The sequence below is a fragment of the Enterovirga sp. CN4-39 genome (assembly GCF_049446235.1).
Lineage (GTDB): Bacteria > Pseudomonadota > Alphaproteobacteria > Rhizobiales > Beijerinckiaceae > Enterovirga.
Map to the genome: position 1 here is coordinate 1 of NZ_JBMSEF010000028.1, position 17,112 is coordinate 17,112.

Below are 17,112 nucleotides of genomic sequence, written 5' to 3' on the forward strand. Positions count from 1 at the left end.
CGGGGCGGGCAGTGTCGTGACGAAGGACGTGCCGCCGAACGTGATCGCCGCAGGCGTTCCCTGTCGGGTAATCCGCTCAATTACGGAAGCTGATCGGACCGGCTTCAAGTCTGCTTAGGGTCGGAAGCGGCTGGAACCGAGTTCCGCTGCTCGCGTCCGCTTTCGGGCAGGCACCTAGAGTCTGCTCATGGCGCAGTAGCGACGAGCGATCTTGAGTGATTGTGACACAGATCTTGGTAAAGTAGCGCTAAGCTCAGCTGTCATCCTACTAAAAAGCACATTTCGACTTGCGAGAGGTATCAGTCGTTGATCAGCTACCACCTTCAACACTTCCGAAGAGGCCTGAAGCAAGGAGCCGCCGCGCCTTATCGACGATAGGGTAGTCGATCATCTGCCCATCCAACATGATCGCTGCTGAACCCTTTGCTTCCGCTTCATCAAACGCAGCCACGATGCGGCGTGAGCGGTCGAGTTCAGTCGCGCTCGGGCTGAAGACCTCGTTCACGATCTCGACCTGAGACGGATGGATGCAGGACTTGCCGGAATAGCCGAGTGCTTTGGCGTGTCGCGCGGTCGCCCGTAATCGTTCAGGCTCGGAGATCCCCGGGAAGGCGGTGTCGAACGGGGCGGTCAGCCCGGCCGCCCGGGATGCGCGCGCGACGGCGAAGCGCGCCTGCTCCATCGCGCCGCGATCGTCCTCGATGTCGATATCCATGTCGAACGCGAGGTCCACGGCCCCGAAGGCGAGCCGCCGCACGCGCGGCGTGGCGCGGGCGATCTCGTCGAGCGCCGTAAGGCCGCCGGCCGTCTCGATCAGAGGCATAATCTCGCAGCCGTTCCTCGGCAGCCCGAGCTCCTCCTCGATCTGGGTCATCACCCAGTCGATCGTGAGAAGCTGCGCAGCGGACTCGACTTTCGGCAACAGGATTCCCGAGAGGCCCGGCCGGGTAACGGCCATCACGTCCCGGAAGCAGAACGGGGTCGTGGTCCCGTTCACGCGGACATAGGCCGGCAGCCTGCGCGGTTCCGCGACGATCTCCGCCGCTCGTTCGCGGGCGAGCGGCTTCGCGCTCACGGCGACGGCATCCTCGAGGTCGAGGATGACGCCGTCCGCCGCGCTGAGAAACGCCTTCTCGACTTTCCGCTCGCTATCGGCCGGCGTGAAGAGGAGGGAGCGGTGGACATTCATGCGGACGGGCTCGTCGGGTCGGAGGTCTGGTGGGAGAACATCGGGCGCCCAGCGACGGGCAGGTCGGCCTTCAGCACCCATCCGTTGCCGGCGTCGGTGATGAAGAGCGTCCGGTTATCCGGACCGCCGAAGGCGACATTCGTGACGAAATCGCTGCCGCACGAATTCACCCGGTAGAGCGGCTGCCCCTTGCGGTCGGTGATCCAGACCGCGCCCATTCCCGGATGGGCGATGGCGAGGCCGCCGTCCGCCGTCAGCGCGAGCCCGTCGGGGCCGATGCCGCCCGAGAGCTGGATGAAGGTGCCGGCCGCGATCACGTCGTCGTTCGGCATGAGGCCGAGATGCCAGACAGCGTTCGCGTTCGTCATCGCGACGTACAGCACCGACTCGTCGAGATTGGTAACGACGCCGTTGCAGTTGATGCCGGACGAGAACAGGCAATGGAGGCGTCCGTCGGCGCTCAGCCGGTACACCTTTCCGGTCGGGTCCTGGTAGCCGGTCCGGCCCTGGTCGGTGAAGAACAGGTCGCCGTTAGCGGCGAAGAACAGGTCGTTCACCCCCTTGAAGCTCTCCGTGTAGCGCCGCTGCACGAAGGGCGTCACCGTCCCAGTATCCGGATCGAGCTGGACGAGGCCGTTCCGGTAATCGGTAATGAAGATTTGCCCATCGCGATGGATCTTCAGCCCGTTCGGCTCGCCGTCATACTCCACGACGAGCTCGAAGCGTCCCGCGGGCGAGATGCGGAACACGCGCCCGAACGGAATGTCCGTGACGTAGAGCCGGCCCTCGCGATCGAAGGACGGGCCCTCGAGGAAGCTATGGGCAGGCTTGCCGCCGCGACGGGCGTCCGTCCACGCCCGCCGTTCGCCCTGGCGTCGGTACTCGGCGGGCAGCTCGGCGAAGATCTCCGTCTCGATCGGCTCCGGAGGCTTGAACAACATCGATGGATCCTGCCTTCGCTAGTCTCTGCTGGGGTCCCGTCTCTTCTAGCGCTGGTCCCCGATCTCGGTCAGCAGCTTGCCAAAGCGCGCGCCGTACTGCTTGAACACGGGCTCCAATCGCTTTTGGAACTCGGCGGCATCGACCTCGGTGACCACCTCCATGCCGCGCTTGCGCAGCTCCTCAACACCGTTCCGCTCCGCCTCGTCCACGTAGGCGCGGTTATTCATCCGCCCGGCGATCGCAGCCTTGCGGACGATCTCCTGGTCGGCCGGAGACAGCTTGTCGTAGACCGCCGGCGCCATGATGAAGGCGATCGGCGTGAACACGTGCCGGCTGAGCGTCACGTATTTTTGCGTCTCCCACAGCTTCGAGGCGATGATGATGGAGATCGGGTTCTCCTGGCCGTCGATCGTGCCCTGCTGGAGGCCGGTGATCACCTCTGTCCAGGACATCGGCGTCGGCATTGCGCCCAGTGCCCGGAATGCCGCGAGATGGACCGGGTTCTCCATCGTGCGGATCTTCAGCCCCTTGAGGTCATCGACCGACTTGATCGCCCGCTTGTTGTCCGTGAGGTGGCGGAAGCCGATCTCGCCAAACGTCAGGCCGACGATCCCGCGCCCCCGGAACTTGTCGAGGAGGTCCTTGCCGATCGGGCCGTCCATGACCTTTCGGGCGTGATCGTAGTCGCGGAAGAGGAACGGCATGTCTGCGACCATCATCTCCGGGACGAAATTGCCGACGACGGCCGTCCCGAGGATCGCCATCGAGAGCGTGCCGAACTGGACGCTCTCGATCATCTCGCGCTCGCCGCCGAGCGATCCGCCCGGGAAGTGCTGCACCTTGAAGCGTCCGGGTGCGAGCCGCTCGAGTTCCTCCTCGAACCCCGTCGCACCTGCGGCGTGCGGGCCGCCCGCAGGGGACGGATAGCCGATGCGGATCGTGACGGGATCCGCCGCACGGGCGCTTGCGACGCCGAAGCTCGCGATCCCAAGGACACAGGCGGCGGCGAGCGCCGTGCGCCGGCCGAGCAGACGATGGATATTCATGATCGTTCCTCCCCTCTGTCGTGTGTTTTTCTAGATCGTTCCCGCCGCTCGCAGGCGGTCCAGATCGGCGCCGCCGAGACCGAGATCGGCGTAGATCTCTTCGTTATGCTGCCCGAGTTCCGGTGCGGGGGCGCGGATTGCTCCCGGCGTGCCGGACAGGCGCGGCGTCACGTTGTGCATCGGGAGCCGGCCCATGTCCGGATCGGGAAAGCTCGGCAGGATCTTGCGGCCAAGGACGTAGGGATGCTCGGCGAGATCGGCCGCGTCCGAGACGGGCCCGACCGTCACGCCCGCCGCCTCGAACAGCGCAAGGTTGTCCGCCTGGCTGCGCTCAGCCATGAACTCCGCCACGATCGCGTCGATGGCGTCGTTGTTGCGGACCCGGTCCGAGTTCGTCCGGAAGCGTGGATCAGAGATGAGGTCCTCGCGTCCCATGACACGGAACAGCCGCCCGGCGACCGACTGCATGGACGCGGACAGCGCGACGAACTTGCCGTCGCGGCAGGGATAGACGTTGCGGGGCGCGGTATTCGAGGCGCGGCTGCCGCGCCGCGGAGTCGGCTCCCCGGAGAGCTGATAATTCGCCGCCTCCGGCCCGAGCACCGACAGCATCGGCTCGAACAGGGAGAGGTCGACGACCTGCCCCTTCCCGCCGCTGACCTCCACATGGCGCAGGGCGATCATCGCAGCGCTCGCGCCGTAGACGCCGCTAATCATGTCGGCGAGCGCGAGCGGCGGCAGGACGGGCGCCCGGTCCGGAAACCCGTTCATCGCCGCGAAGCCGCTCATCGCCTCGACGAGCGTTCCGAACCCCGGCTTGTGCGAGAACGGCCCGGTCTGCCCCCAGCCTGACACCCGCACGATCACGAGCCGCGGATTGGCTTCGTGCAGCCGCTCCGGCGCGAGCCCCATCTTCTCCAGGCGCCCAGGAACGAAGTTCTCGATCAGGAGGTCGGCGCTTCCCGCGAGGCGGAGCAGCAATTCGCGTCCCTCCTCGTGGCGGAGGTCGAGCGTGATGCTCTTTTTGTTGCGGGCGTAGACCTTCCAGTAGGTCGCAACATCGGCCACCTTCCAGGCCCGCAGATCGTCGCCGCGGCCCGGTGCCTCGACCTTTACGACCTCGGCGCCGAAATCGGCCAGGACGTGGGATACGACGTTTCCGGCCACGAGCCGAGACAGGTCGAGCACGCGAATGCCGGCCAGCGGCCCGACCGCATCCGGCTGGTAATCGCAAGGCGACCCCACTTGCCCCACCAGCTTTCCTCCCGACGAGCGTGTTTACACCGCTTGTGACGCGATCGCTCGCTGGCGAGAAAGACTGTTTCGCTCTAAGGTCCATGCCGAACCGGCATGGCACGCGATGGATTCGAGGAGATTGCGCTACTTCGTTGCCGTCGCGGAATGCGGCAGCTTCACCGCTGCGAGCCGACAGCTTGGGGTTGCCCAGCCGGCGTTGAGCCGGCACGTCAAGTCGCTTGAGACGGACCTCGGCATAACCCTTTTCGTTCGGTCCGCGAGCGGCGTCGCCCTCACCCGGGAAGGCGGCGACCTGCTCCGGCATGGCCGGCGGGCGCTGGACGAGCTGGAGCAGATCCCGAAGCTCCTGGCTCAGGGCGGCGCGCCCCTGTCGGGCCGCGTTGCGATCGGGCTCCCGACATCCACGAGCGCGGTCCTGTCGAAGCCGACGCTGCTTGCCGTGACCGAACGGCATCCGGCCGTCCGCCTACACCTCGTCGAATCGCTGAGCGGCTTCCTCTCGGAATGGATCGAGAGCGGCCGGCTCGACCTGGCGGTGCTTTTCGACGTGGAGACACAGCCGCATCTTCATGTCGAACCTCTGCTCATCGAGGATCTCTGGCTCGTCGGCCGACCCGACGCGTTCCCGGCCCGAGAAGCTGAGATCCCTATCCGGTCCCTCGGACGCTATCCGCTGCTCCTGCCGAGCGTCTCTCACTCGCACCGCTCTCTCCTCGGCAAGATGACGCTGAGCCACGGCGTGCAACTGAACGTCGTGGCCGAGGTCGATTCCCTAGCCGTGCTGAAGGCGATCGTGTCGAGCGAGCCGCTCTTCTCGATCTTCGCGCAAAGCGCGGTTCACGCCGAGGTGGCGGCGGGCAAGTTGCATGCGGCGCGGCTCGTCGAGCCGGTGATCAGCCGCTCCGTATCGCTCGTCGCCTCGACGGCACGTGGCCGGAGCCGGGCGGCACGCGAAGTGGGGACGCTCGTCGCCGACCTTGCGCGCGACCTGGTCATCGCCGGAACGTGGCAAGGCCGGCTCCCCTCCGCGGCGGGCAGCTAGAACGATTTGATATTGACAGGCGGCCCTGCCCTCGCCGAAGTCCGTTCCTGACTAGCCGGCCGAAGCCGGCGTGCAACGCGAGCCGGGACGGCGATGAGGGAGAGCGATCGGGGATGCGACGCCGTGCACGCGCGCCCGCCTGGCCCTGGCGGTCTGGGAATTCTTGCGCGAGTGGACCGGCTAGTTCTCAGCGTGAACCGCTGGCTGATGATCCTGGCGCTCGCCGCCATGTCGGTCATCGTATTCCTGAACGTGGCGCTCCGCTATCTGACGGATGATTCCATCGTCTGGTCCGAGGAGGTGGCGCGCTATCTGATGGTTTGGCTGACCTTCCTGGGTATCGGCCCCGTGTTCAGGCTTGGCGGCCATGTCGGCGTCGATACGCTGCTCCAGTCGGTGTCGGCGAAGAGCGCGATCCTGCTTCGCACACTCATCTTCGTGCTGCTCGTCGGCTTCAGCGCCATCACGGTGTGGGCCGGCTACGTCTTCGTTGAGCGCAGCCTCGCCCAATCCACGCCCGTGACGGAGGTCTCCTTCGCGCTCGTGGCGGCCGCCGTGCCGATCGGCTTCGCGCTCGCGCTCTGGCACATGTCGGCCGTGTGCTTCGGCTACGTGAGCGAGTTCCGGTTCGAGACCTCGCCCGATCTCAGCCCCGACGAGGCCGGTGCCGCATGACGCTCGCAATCCTGTTCGGAGGTCTCTGCGTACTTCTCGCCCTCGGTGTTCCGGTCGCCTTCGCGATCGGCATGGCGACGCTGGCATCCATCGCCTACGAGGGTTTTCCGCTGGTCGCCTTCGCGCAGAAGTCGCTGACCGGGATCGACAGCTTTCCGCTCATGGCAATGCCGTTCTTCCTGCTCGCGGCGGAGCTGATGACGGGCGGCGCGCTCGCGGCCGTCCTCCTGCGTTTCGCGGCCATGTTCGTTGGTCATCGCCGGGGCGGTCTCGGCTACACCAACATCCTGGCCCTGACCTTCTTCTCTGGCATCAGCGGCTCGGCGCTCGCGGACGCGGCCGGACCGGGCGCCGTGCTGATCCGCATGATGCGCCAATCCGGCTATCCGCCCGCCTACGCGGCTGCCCTCACGGCGACGACGGCAGTCGTCGGTCCGATCATCCCGCCCTCGATCATCATGATCGTCTACGCGCTCCAGGATCAGACGATCTCCGTGATTCACCTGTTCCTGGCCGGCATCGTCCCCGGCCTGATGATCTCCGGCTCGCTGGTCGGCTACAATTGGTGGGCGAGCCGCCGGCGCAACTTCCGGAGCGAGGGGACGAGCCCGTCCCTTGCGGAGGCGGTCTCGACGACCATCAAGGCGATACCGGCCCTGCTCCTGCCGGTGCTGATCGTCGGCGGTATCCACAGCGGCGCCTTCACGCCCACGGAGGCCTCGGTGATCGCGGTCTTCTACGCGCTCGTCGTCGGCATGTTCTTCTACCGCACGCTGACGCCCGAGATGCTGCCCGGCATCCTCGCGCGGGCCGCCTTCATGACGGCTGCCGTCCTCCTGATCGTGACGATGTGCTCGGCCTTCGCATGGGTCCTGACCGTCCTGCGGGTGCCGCAGGAGATGTCCGCCTGGGTCGGCTCGCTCGGCCTCAGCCCAATCGCGTTCCTAATCGCGATCAACGTCTTCCTGCTGCTGTTCGGCATCTTCATCGAGCCGCTTCCCGGTGTCCTCGTCCTCGTGCCGATCCTCGCCCCGATGGCGGCCGCGCTCGGCATCGACCCGCTGCATTTCGCCATCGTGGTGATCGTCAACCTCACGCTCGGCATGATCACGCCGCCGGTCGGCACGCTGCTCTTCGTCACCGGGATGGTCGCCAAGGTCTCGATGTCGGAGTTGAACCGCGAACTCTGGCCGATGCTCGGCATGCAGATCGTCGTTCTCCTGCTGATCACGTTGTTCCCGATACTCTCGGTCGGCCTTCCAAGAGTCATCGGACAATAATCAGATTGAAGAAACGAGCGTCACTTCAGTGACCGATGCCAGAGCTCCCGAAGAGGCAAACAGCGGCGCAGCTGCCATCCGAAGCGGGTCCTGTCGATATCGCTGAAGCCCTGTCTCGCTCGCGAACCGAAGGAGGTGGTATTCCGTCGCCCTATCCACGCTACGTACGCGCCAGAGTAGTTCACCGCCATGGGCTGCGAGCAAAGGGAGGACCTTCGCCTCATAAGCATCAAACGTGGCGATGTCGGCGGCAGAAAGGTCGAAAGCGGCAAGATAATGTGGTTGCTTCACATCGACTTTCGCTGAAGAGGCCGCCATTCACTCTTACTCCCTAAGGCTCGCATATCCCATGCGGACTGGGCCCAATGTAGCTTGCAGCTGCAAGGTCACGTTGAAGTCCGCTTTCCGGCAAACTTCTGACGTCCGCTTCTGGCGCCGGTGAGTAGTACGTAGATGCGCGGAGCGCGTGTCAGGTCGGAAATCGGCGCGAGCCTCGCGGGCCTGACGGGCCTTCGAGTCTCACTGCGCCCTGGTCTCCTCAGGAATGAAGCCGCGCCCCTCGTCGTGCCTGAACCAGTAGATCTGCCATCGCTTCGGGCTCCGTCCCTCTCGCTCTTTCTCCATCCGGAACGCCACGGCCAAATGGCGGCCGTCCGTGCGCAGCGTGATGGCGCCGTAAACCTCGACGTTCCGCTTGGTCAGCTGCTTCTGGATCTCCGAACGTTCGAGCCTCATCGCCCGCATCTCGGGTTCGGGCGCCTCGGCAGCCTCGATCAGAGCGTCCAGCTTTCGAAGTCGCTGTAGTTGCCTCTGATCTTCCTTCTCTCGGCTGGACCGCAGGATCTCGGTGCACAGGATGAGAGGCGCTTCCCCGCGGCCGTGCCGGCCGAGGCGTCCGAGAAGGTCAGGTCGAGGATGAACATGGCTCTCCTGGTCTCCTGATGACACCACGAAAGCGAATGGGTCGACAGTCTGCACGAACTCGTCCGTGACGTCCGCCGAGCCGTGATGGCAGCTCTTCATTACGTCCGAGCGAAGCCGCGGGCGGGCGCGTTCTATCGCCTCTGCCAGCGGACGGTCATTTGCAATCCCGCCGTAGTGCCGAAGCAGGAATTCCTCCGCAGGACGGTTCAGGTCTCCTCCGAACAGAAGAGTGAAGCTGCGATAGCAGAGACGCAGCAAAACTGAGTGCCCGTTCTTTGTCTTCCCGTTGTCACGGCCGCTAAATCCAACGCTGTCGCCGAACCAGCGTAGGCGCGGTGTCCCGTTCCTATCGGGCTCGACAACCGGGCCGAGGATCTCGATCGTAAGGTCAGGGCTCTCTCCAGGGCTGAAGCCCGGCAGCCAGGCGCGCCCGCCCTCCAAGGTGCCGTGCCTGGTCGAGAGCATCTCCACCCCGTTCACCCGGCCGTTCGACAAGGCTGTGTGAATCAGCTTCGGGTACATCTTGCGATCGCGGGCCGCCTCGTCGGCGTAGAGCGCCCTGATCTCGGCGTCAGTCGTCTTCAGATCGGTGAGGTATCTGCCCGAGGGATCGCTCGGACCAAACAGCTCTCCACCGGCGCGCTCTGCGATGCCGTTGTGATAGACCTTCTCGAACGAGAACAGCTGCTGCTCGAAGAGCTTCTGGAATCCCTTATAATGATCCTGGTCCGGATGGGTGATGATCGCGGCATGGAAGGCGAAGCGCTTCTTGAGTTTGCCGAATCGCCAGCCGATAAAGCGGTACATGTTGTCGCCTTCACCGGCGTCTATGATCATGATCCGCTCTTGCGGCGGTAAGCGAGGAGTGACCACCAAGCAGCCGTCACCTTGTCCCACGTCGGCGTTGATGGGCCGGGGTGCCGGTCACGGCGGCGTTGGCGGCGGACGCGGCCGTCTGTAAGGAGAATACCCGCTCCCGGGAGCAGGACGCAGCCCCGTCTCGGGAAGAGAAGCAGGCGCCGTCGAGCGTCCACGCTTGATAGGTACCCAGGTCCCCTCGAAGCTCCATCTCTCAATTCTCTATTGTTCGAACCATAGTCTTTGGCGACGAGTCAAGCGAGCGGACTTTGCTCCGGAGAGCCAGCCGCTCTCGCCAGCGAGGGCGGCCGCGCACAACTGCCCGGCTAGACGGCAGGGCTCCTCTAAGCGCTGGATCGGACGCGGGCAGACGCAACCTACCGACCTTTCATTCATCCGAACATTTGCTTTGAAAGGCTGAGCAGTCGACGGCCCGTCCGGCCTCGCGGTCGTGAGAAATTAGTCTGACCCGCAGCCCACCCAGTAACCGACGCTCTCGCAGCGGCTTAACGAGAAATTCAAATCCAGCCCTGAACCAGAAAACGTCAACGGCTCTCCAGCGGATCGCGCTGGACCATTCCGATTTCAAAATCTTAAGCGACCAAGCGCGCGCCCTGGAGGGCATGCTGGTAGCTCGGCCACCGTCCGCTTGGGGGTCGTCTCCCTTCGTCCCGGGCCTGCCGAGATCCTACTGGGAGCTTGACCCACCGCGGGTCCGCCCGATAACGCATGCTCCTGACGCGAGCCGGAGACCAGAAAGCGATCTGAGCGTCAGTCGGGGAGTGGCGGAAGCGAGCGTCACGCGGTTCAAGCGGGCTGGTCCGCTCCACTTCCGATGCTGGTCCGCTTCCCTTCCAAGAAAGTCGGCCGAAGGCGGTCAGACCGCTCTGGGGCGAGCGAAGGAAGAGGGGGCCTCACGAAGGCCGGCGGTGAACGAGGACTCGGTTGGCACGGCCCAGCGGAGCCGTTCGTCGGCCGGCAAGGAGCCGCGCACTTCAGGTGGTTGCCGAACTCTGGAGAGCCGCGCCGTCGTAGAGCTCGGGTCGGCGCTGCGAGTTTAGATCCCACCAGGTCCGGACCACGCGCACAGAGTTCAGGTCGACCGTGGTCGTGAGCAGGCCCTCGACGTCGGAAGCCTGCGCAACGATCACGCCCCAGGGATCGACTACCATGGAACGGCCCACGAACGTGATGGGGCTGTGCTCCAACCGCCCGACCATCCCGGACGACACCATGAAGAATTGATTGTCGGTCGCACGAGTGCGGTTCAGGAACTCCCAGTGGTCGGCGCGCGCGGGGAAGGCGCTCGGGAGGATCACAAGCTCCGCTCCTGCTCGCGCATAGGTGAGGAAGATCTCCGGAAAACGGATATCGGAGCAGATGGCTACCCCAATGCGGCCGAAATGGGTGTCGACCACGCAGAGACTCTCGCCCGGCGTGATCTTGTCCGACTCGCGATAGGTTGGAAGGTCCGGGCGCTCAGCAGGATCGAAGAGATGCGTCTTCCTATACTTGGTCACGATGCTGCCGTCGCGGCCGATGATTGGGGCGGTGTTATAAACTCGCGAGAACGCGGCCTCGTAGAACGACCCCACGATCATCATGCTATGGCGCGCGGCGATCCCAGCCAGCCGCTCCGTCACGGGTCCGGGGATCGGTTCCGCCAACTCGTTGGAATTGCCAAGCGCGAGGGCCGTGCCGGTCCAGACCTCGGGAAGTACGGCGAGATCCGTTCCGCGCTCGCCGGCCTGCTCCAGCAGCGCGCATGCCCGCTCAACATTCCCGCTTTTGTCGTCGTCCCTGGCGTTGAATTGGACGACCGAGATGGTCACGTCGCGACGGGCCGCGTCAATGGTGGAGGACATGCGCACGACTCCGGGGAAGAGAGACGATTGAGTCAGGCCGAAATTACCTCATCCCGGACGAGGTCACGCTTGTAGGTTTCCGGAAGCATTAGCGCGACCAGAAAAACGACCAGCATCACGCCTGCGACATAGACGGCAGGTGCGATCTTGCTGCCGCTCTGCAGGACTAGGTAGGTGCCGATGAATGGCGCCGAGCCGCCGAAGATGGCATAGGCCAGGTTGTAGCTGATCGCTGACGCGCTGAACCGGGTGCGCGTCGGAAACAATTCCAGCAGCGCCGCTCCGAGCGGTCCCCAGGTGATGCCGCAAGCCAGCGCCAGCATGCTCTGACCGATGATCGCGCTCCCGAGCGTGCCCTGCGAAGCTTGCATGTAGGCTGGGATGCTCACGAAGGTCGTGGCGGCGAGACCGAGCAGGATGATCGGCTTGCGGCCGAACCGGTCCGATAGGTAGCCGCCCATGATCATCGAGAGGAATGCTATGAAAAGCGCGACGCTGTTCGAGATCAGGGCCGCGTTGCTGCTGAGCCCCACAGTCGTGATCAGGTAACTGACGAAGTAACCAGCCATCGTGTAAAAGCCGAGGCTCGACGAAGCCGCTAGCGCGAAGCTGAAGCCCATTGCGCGCTTCTGGTCACGAACGGCATCGCGCATCGGATTACGTGCGACGCGGTTCGCCGCTTTCGCAGCCATGAAGGCAGGTGACTCGTCCACTTTGTTGCGGATGTAGAGCCCGACCAGGGCGAGCGGCCCTCCGATCAGAAACGGTATGCGCCAGCCCCACGAGTTGTAGTCCTCGGGCGTGAGAAAGTTCGTCAACGCGAGTATCAGCACCGCGGCTGCGATTGGGGGCAGGTTCGCGAAGGAATAGGTGAACGCCACGAAGAGCCCGCGACGGTGGATCGGTGCGTGCTCGGCTACGAAGGCGTTTGACCCCACGGCCTCTCCAGCTGCCGACAGCCCCTGTAGGAGACGGCAGACCACGAGCAGAATAGGGGCCATGATGCCAATCTGAGCATAGGTGGGAAGCAAACCGATCGCGACGGTTGCGGCGCCCATCAGGAGGATGACGAATGACAGGACACGCCGGCGCCCGATCCGATCGCCCAGGCTGCCGAACAAAAATCCGCCGACCGGGCGCATGACGAAACCGACCCCATAGACGGCGAAGGTGGCGAGCAGCGCAGCCATTGGGTCCGAATTCGGGAAGAAGAGCCGCGCGATGACCGCCGCCGAATAAGCGTAAACAACGAAGTCATACCACTCGACAAACTGGCCGAGCGCCGCGGACGCGAGCACCCGCCCTACCCCGCTCCGCTCGCCTGCGTGCGCGAGCCCTGCCGCGACCGGTGCGGCCGCCGTATTGACGCTCATCTTGGTCCCCTCTTGTAGGTGGCCGGGCTGCGCCGGCGTCTTTTCGATCGCACGCAAGCCCCTTCAGGGGCGGCGCTGAACGATGGCGTACCGTCGGTGCTTCAGGCACGGTAAAACCTCCCGGACCTCCGCTAGGCGAGCCCGGCGAACGGTTCCGACCGCGACGCCCTCAGTGTCGGCGACCGTGCCCAACACGAGCCCGGACGGATCCACGAGCATGCTCATGCCAACGGACAACGGCGGGGGTTGGCAGGACCCGGCGACGTAGCAGGTGTTCTCGATTGCGCGAGCCCGGAGAAGCGTCTCCCAATGCAGCTCCTTCAATGGCCCCGCGATCCAACCGGCGCCGACGAGCAGGGCGTCCAAGTCTCTATCCACGAGGGCGCGCGCCATCTCAGGGAACCTGAGATCGTAGCAATTGAGCAGCCCAAACCGCAGGCCGCCGACCTCAAAGGTGCACAGCTCAGCCATTTGGTCTTGAAGAGGCCCGGGTTGGTTCTTGTCAGACTCGCGATAGTGAAAGGCGTCGTAGAGGTGAAGCTTGTCGTACCGAGCAAGGATCTCGCCCCCAGCACTCGCGACGATGAAGGTGTTCCGAGAGAGTTCGGCAGGGCCTTTCGTATACATCCCAGCAACAATCGTCAGCCCAGTCCGGCTTGCGATGCCACAAACCTCTGCTTCGAAGAAGGACCCTGCACGCTCCGCGACCTGGGCCAGCTCGGCACCACTTGCGGAAAACGAAAACATGGCTGCCTCGGGACACACCATGAGTCCCGCCCCAAGCCGCGCGGCTTGCATCGCCAGCCTTTCGATTGTGGCGAGGTTCGCGTTGACATCTGTGACGCCAGCGAACTGGGCCACCGCGATGGTCATCTCATTGGAGCTGAGGTCTTCGGCTGGCATTCCTGATTCCTGTGCAGCCCGCCTCGGACGGGGTCAGTTCACAGGTTTGCCGGCCCTGTTTCAAAAAATCCAATATCAATCATAATAGGATTGATAACGATTCGCTCACAATGGATAACACTCCCAACCTTGCTCGGATTCGCTACTTCCTCGCTGTCGCAGAGCAGCTGAGCTTTCGGGGAGCTGCGGAGCAGTTGCATGTCGCCCAGCCGGCTCTCAGTCGCGCGGTGAAGCTCCTCGAGGCGGAACTCGGCTATCCCCTGTTCGAGCGGACGACTAGGCGTGTTACACTGACGCCTCCCGGCGCACTGCTTGCGGACGAGGCACGAGCCTCATTGCAGCAACTGGAACGCGCTCTTCGCCATGCCGGGCAGCTTGCCGCCGGCCGATCCGGGCAAATCGTAATCGGCTATTCGGCACAAGCCGCCAACCGCGTCATGCCCAAGCTTGTGATGCGGTTCCGCGATGCCGTCCCAGAAGCAGAGGTTGGTCTCTACTCGATAGCTTCGGACGAGCAGCTTCCCGCGCTTACGAGCGGACGCATCGATGTCGGAATCCTACTCGCTGCCGCCTGTGTACCACCAGTTAAGCATTTTCAGGTCGCATTTGAGAGAGTGGTAGCGATCATTCCAGAAAACCACTTTCTCGCGCGAAGAAATAGTGTCCTGCTGAAAGAGCTTTCTGAGCTACCGTTTGTGTTAGGCACGGCGAAGCGGTGGTTCACCTTTCGGTCTGTAATCAACAATCTGTGTCTTGCTGCGGGTTACCTTCCTCGCGTGGTGGAAGAGGCGGATGATGTCCCGCTTCTGCTGCAGCTCGTTGCGCTCGGACACGGGATCACACTTTACGGTTCCGAAGCTCTTCCCCTGCTCCCAAGCAGTCTGGTTGCCCTGCCGATACGAGACCGACATGCAAATTTCGGCATCAGCGTTGCCTGGCAACCTGACCGCGAGCCTCCCCTCGTTCAAGAACTTCTCCGTACAGCGCGTGCGCTCGCCGCGGAATCTTCTGGCGCGCCCGCGTAGCCCTAGGGCGAGACCGAGTTCATCTTCACGCAGCACTCGGAGCCGCTCGCGGTGGCGTTCGCCCAGGGCATCCGGGAAAAAGGCAACCAGGAATTCACCTGCCCGCACCAACTTCGGGCTCCGGCGCGAGCTGACCTACCGGCTGATTGCCCCAATTCCGCGGGTGCAGCCCACCCGGTCGCACCCCCCGGGCTCGCCGTCGGTGATTCAGCTTCCGCGACGCTCAGCAGATGGCCGGAAAGGGTCTGCCCAGGAGCTCGCCGAGCTCGCGCATCTCGGCCGCTAGCTCCGGCCTGAGATGACCCCTATCCGAGCGCGCTCCCTGCGCAGGCTTGCTTGCCGCTCCCCGGGGTAGCGACCGTGCCCGCCTGCGGCCCTGTAGACGGCCAGCCAGTCGGAAAGGTGCGCCTGGAAGGCGGCCCGGCCGATCAGCAGATCGGGGTTCGCGACCAGAAGAAAGGCTCCAAAGAAGGCCGGCATGCGGTCGCCATCCGCGGTCGCCTGTCTAGGCGTCATGCCGGTCAGGCCGCCTGCCAAGCACTCCACCAACATAGCAAGGCCAGCCCCCTTGTGGCCGCCGGTCGGCAGCAGGGCCCCGGTTTTGCTGACGAGTCGGAGGAGGTGCCTCGCTAGCCGGGGAGATCAGGAACATGCGGGTAACGGCACCAGCTGCTTAAGCGGCGCCTCCGCCCGGAAAACGAGACCAGACCGTTTGAAGTCGAAGGTGGCGGTTCCTCGACCGAAAATGCCCTCGATCATTCGCGTCCCGAAGCCACGTCGCTCTTGCGGTTGACTCGGCGGAGGGCCGTTGCGTTCCTCCCATGTGAAGCGCAGGCGGCGTTGCCCAGCGCTCTCCGTTGACGACCAACTTATAGCAACGGCTCCATCTGAGTTCGAGAGCGCTCCGTATTTCAGGGCGTTCGTCGCGAGTTCATGAAGCGCCAGGGCAAACGACTGAGCGACGTCTGTACTTAGCTCTAGATCCGGACCTTCAATCTGTATTCTTGACGAATGGGCGCTCTTGTAAGGGGCCAGCACCGCTTCTGCGATACTGCGGAGAGACCCTTCTGCGCCGCTATCGACGTTCGCTGCGTCATGCGCGCGCCCGAGCGCGGCGAGACGATCCAACAGAGCCTGCTTTGCTCCGTTCAGGTCATTGGCAGTCCGGAGCGTCTGGACGGCCAATCCTTGTACCACAGCCCACGTGTTCTTGAGCCTGTGCTGGGTTTCGAGCCGGAGGAGCGTCTGCTCCTGAAGCTGGCGACGAAGCTCCAACTGTAGGGTCACCTGCCGGCCGAGTGCTCTCAATCCGTCTGCCTGACGTGAGGTCAGTCCGTGCGGCCGCGGGGCGTAGTCCGTGAGGCAAAGCGTTCCAATGACCTGTCCTGTTCCGGAACGGAGCGGGAGGGCGACATAAAATCGGAAGTGAGGCGGGTCCGCGACCCATGGCTTCGTCTGCGACCGAGTGTCGGCCGCCAGATCGCGGACGACCACAAGTTCATCCGCTTCGTCAACAAGGTGAGCACATAGAGAATCTGCTACTCGGATTTCCGTTACCTCGAAGCCGTGCCAAGCCTTGAACCATTGGCTCTCGTCGGTGAAGAAGCCGAGAAGCGCTATGGGAACATGGCAAAGCTCCGCAGCGACTGCGACGATGTCGTCGAACGCCTGCTCAGGCTGCTGAGTTAGTGTAGGCCAGGCTGAGCGCATCAACTCGGATCCGGGCGGGCCGTGAGCGCAGCCGCTTAATGTACGCGGCGTGGCAGACGCTTAGAGGGCATGCGATCTTGCGGCTTGGTCGCTCGGACGCGGGCGAAACGACAGCAGTGTTCCCTTTTCGTCATAGACGGCGCCCAGTACGCGTTCGAAATGTTGCTTGATCACGCCGCGGCACTCGCACGCGGCATCCTCGAGGTTCTCTCGGTTGGAGACGATGATCCGTCCTCGCTTGGCCTCGATCAGTCCTTCGTTCTGGAGCGCGCGAAGGGTGCGCGTGAGGTACGAGCGTTGCACTCCGAGCAGCTCGGCAAGCATCTCGTGAGTTACGGGAAGAGCGTCACCGCCCAGGCGCTCCTGTAGCGTGAGCAGCCAGCGTGCGCAGCGCGCCCCGATCGGATGCACGGCATTGCACGCCACGAGCTGGAGAACCTGGGCGAGCAGGCAGTCCGAGTAGCGGGTAAAAAGATTTCGAATAGCCTCCGATCGTCTCTTCGCCGCCTGAACCGCGGACGTATCGATCCGGATGAATGGGCCTGAGATTTGGACCAGTGCCCGGCTGAATGCAGGAAGCCCCCCCTGGCTCACGATGCCGCCTATGGCACCCTCGTGACCGATGTTTGCCGTTTCCACGGTCCTGCCGTCCTGCATGGTGATGACGAGCGCGGCTACGCTCTGCCCGGTTGGGAACGAGATGCAGCTGATCTCTTCGCCAACGTCGAACAGCATCTCTCCCCTGCGATAAACCTTTACCTCCGCGAACGGCGCCAGCAGGGCGCGATCCGCCGGCCGCAAGGCGCCGAGAAGCAGGTTGCCACCGAGATCTTCAGACCGGATCGACATCGAAGAGGCTGCTCTGGAATTCCCGGCGGTTCTCTAACGAGCGGCCAAGCTTGTGTCTGTGCACTTATGCACAGAATGTGGAGCCTGCCGCACGAAGATAGAAAACTGACAGCATCCTGCGTTCGTGACCTGCGTTGGTGCGGCGCCAGGCTCAAGTGCGACCGTGGGCGTGCG

At 64.0% G+C, this 17,112-nt stretch carries 15 protein-coding genes and 2 pseudogenes; 5 read left to right on the forward strand and 12 right to left on the reverse strand.

Going from position 1 to position 17,112, the window contains the following annotated elements; translation table 11 throughout:
- Nucleotides 1-118, forward strand: a pseudogene (locus ACO2SS_RS26600) (sugar O-acetyltransferase); the annotation flags it as partial.
- A 192-nt stretch (nt 119-310) separates the two neighbouring features.
- Here the strand turns inward: ACO2SS_RS26600 and ACO2SS_RS26605 are convergent.
- Genes ACO2SS_RS26605 through ACO2SS_RS26620 form a run of 4 tightly spaced genes read right to left on the reverse strand, consistent with a single transcriptional unit; the run spans nt 311 to nt 4,431 of the window.
- The gene (locus ACO2SS_RS26605; RefSeq protein ID WP_423280886.1) at nt 311-1,189 is read right to left on the reverse strand and encodes an HpcH/HpaI aldolase/citrate lyase family protein; all 879 of its coding nucleotides are present in this window, start codon (nt 1,187-1,189) and stop codon (nt 311-313) included.
- The gene (locus ACO2SS_RS26610; RefSeq protein WP_423280887.1) at nt 1,186-2,130 is read right to left on the reverse strand and encodes an SMP-30/gluconolactonase/LRE family protein; all 945 of its coding nucleotides are present in this window, start codon (nt 2,128-2,130) and stop codon (nt 1,186-1,188) included. Before ACO2SS_RS26610 ends, ACO2SS_RS26605 begins: the two co-directional genes overlap by 4 nt.
- A gap of 45 nt (nt 2,131-2,175) precedes the next feature.
- The gene (locus ACO2SS_RS26615; protein WP_423280888.1) at nt 2,176-3,177 is read right to left on the reverse strand and encodes a TRAP transporter substrate-binding protein; all 1,002 of its coding nucleotides are present in this window, start codon (nt 3,175-3,177) and stop codon (nt 2,176-2,178) included.
- Nucleotides 3,178-3,207: 30 nt separating this feature from the next.
- Nucleotides 3,208-4,431, reverse strand: a complete 1,224-nt coding sequence (locus ACO2SS_RS26620) for a CaiB/BaiF CoA transferase family protein (protein WP_423280889.1) — start codon at nt 4,429-4,431, stop codon at nt 3,208-3,210.
- Nucleotides 4,432-4,552: 121 nt separating this feature from the next.
- Between ACO2SS_RS26620 and ACO2SS_RS26625 the strand changes: the two genes are divergently transcribed.
- The 3 genes from ACO2SS_RS26625 (at nt 4,553) to ACO2SS_RS26635 (ending at nt 7,431) form a co-directional block, all read left to right on the forward strand.
- Nucleotides 4,553-5,476 (forward strand): LysR family transcriptional regulator, encoded by a 924-nt coding sequence (locus ACO2SS_RS26625; protein ID WP_423280890.1) that lies wholly within the window; start codon nt 4,553-4,555, stop codon nt 5,474-5,476.
- Between the two features lie 171 nt (nt 5,477-5,647).
- Complete coding sequence (locus ACO2SS_RS26630; protein WP_423280891.1) at nt 5,648-6,151, forward strand: TRAP transporter small permease; 504 nt, start codon at nt 5,648-5,650, stop codon at nt 6,149-6,151.
- The gene (locus ACO2SS_RS26635) at nt 6,148-7,431 is read left to right on the forward strand and encodes a TRAP transporter large permease (RefSeq protein ID WP_423280892.1); all 1,284 of its coding nucleotides are present in this window, start codon (nt 6,148-6,150) and stop codon (nt 7,429-7,431) included. The genes ACO2SS_RS26630 and ACO2SS_RS26635 overlap by 4 nt, the downstream gene beginning before the upstream one ends.
- On the opposite strand, the gene ACO2SS_RS26640 is transcribed toward ACO2SS_RS26635, so the two are convergent.
- The 5 genes from ACO2SS_RS26640 to ACO2SS_RS26660 form a co-directional block, all read right to left on the reverse strand.
- On the reverse strand, nt 7,432-7,749 hold the full coding sequence (locus ACO2SS_RS26640; protein ID WP_423280893.1) for a hypothetical protein: 318 nt from the start codon (nt 7,747-7,749) through the stop codon (nt 7,432-7,434).
- A gap of 201 nt (nt 7,750-7,950) precedes the next feature.
- A complete protein-coding gene (locus ACO2SS_RS26645; protein WP_423280894.1) occupies nt 7,951-9,192 on the reverse strand; it encodes a ComEC/Rec2 family competence protein in 1,242 nt (413 codons plus the stop codon).
- 1,016 nt (nt 9,193-10,208) lie between these two features.
- Nucleotides 10,209-11,078: a carbon-nitrogen hydrolase family protein gene (locus tag ACO2SS_RS26650; RefSeq protein ID WP_423280895.1), complete on the reverse strand. Its 870-nt coding sequence runs from the start codon at nt 11,076-11,078 to the stop codon at nt 10,209-10,211.
- Nucleotides 11,079-11,110: 32 nt separating this feature from the next.
- Nucleotides 11,111-12,508, reverse strand: a complete 1,398-nt coding sequence (locus ACO2SS_RS26655; protein ID WP_423280896.1) for an MFS transporter — start codon at nt 12,506-12,508, stop codon at nt 11,111-11,113.
- A gap of 6 nt (nt 12,509-12,514) precedes the next feature.
- Complete coding sequence (locus ACO2SS_RS26660; RefSeq protein ID WP_423280897.1) at nt 12,515-13,354, reverse strand: carbon-nitrogen hydrolase family protein; 840 nt, start codon at nt 13,352-13,354, stop codon at nt 12,515-12,517.
- A gap of 110 nt (nt 13,355-13,464) precedes the next feature.
- Between ACO2SS_RS26660 and ACO2SS_RS26665 the strand changes: the two genes are divergently transcribed.
- Nucleotides 13,465-14,379, forward strand: a complete 915-nt coding sequence (locus ACO2SS_RS26665; protein ID WP_423280898.1) for a LysR family transcriptional regulator — start codon at nt 13,465-13,467, stop codon at nt 14,377-14,379.
- Between the two features lie 282 nt (nt 14,380-14,661).
- On the opposite strand, the pseudogene ACO2SS_RS26670 reads toward ACO2SS_RS26665, so the two are convergent.
- The 3 genes and pseudogenes from ACO2SS_RS26670 to ACO2SS_RS26680 form a co-directional block, all read right to left on the reverse strand.
- Nucleotides 14,662-14,973 (reverse strand): annotated as a pseudogene (locus tag ACO2SS_RS26670) (Ldh family oxidoreductase); the annotation flags it as partial.
- Between the two features lie 48 nt (nt 14,974-15,021).
- Nucleotides 15,022-16,089, reverse strand: coding sequence for a sensor histidine kinase (locus tag ACO2SS_RS26675; RefSeq protein WP_423280899.1), 1,068 nt, complete (start codon nt 16,087-16,089; stop codon nt 15,022-15,024).
- A 60-nt stretch (nt 16,090-16,149) separates the two neighbouring features.
- Nucleotides 16,150-16,938: a Crp/Fnr family transcriptional regulator gene (locus ACO2SS_RS26680; RefSeq protein ID WP_423280900.1), complete on the reverse strand. Its 789-nt coding sequence runs from the start codon at nt 16,936-16,938 to the stop codon at nt 16,150-16,152.
- Nucleotides 16,939-17,112 lie beyond the last annotated feature (174 nt).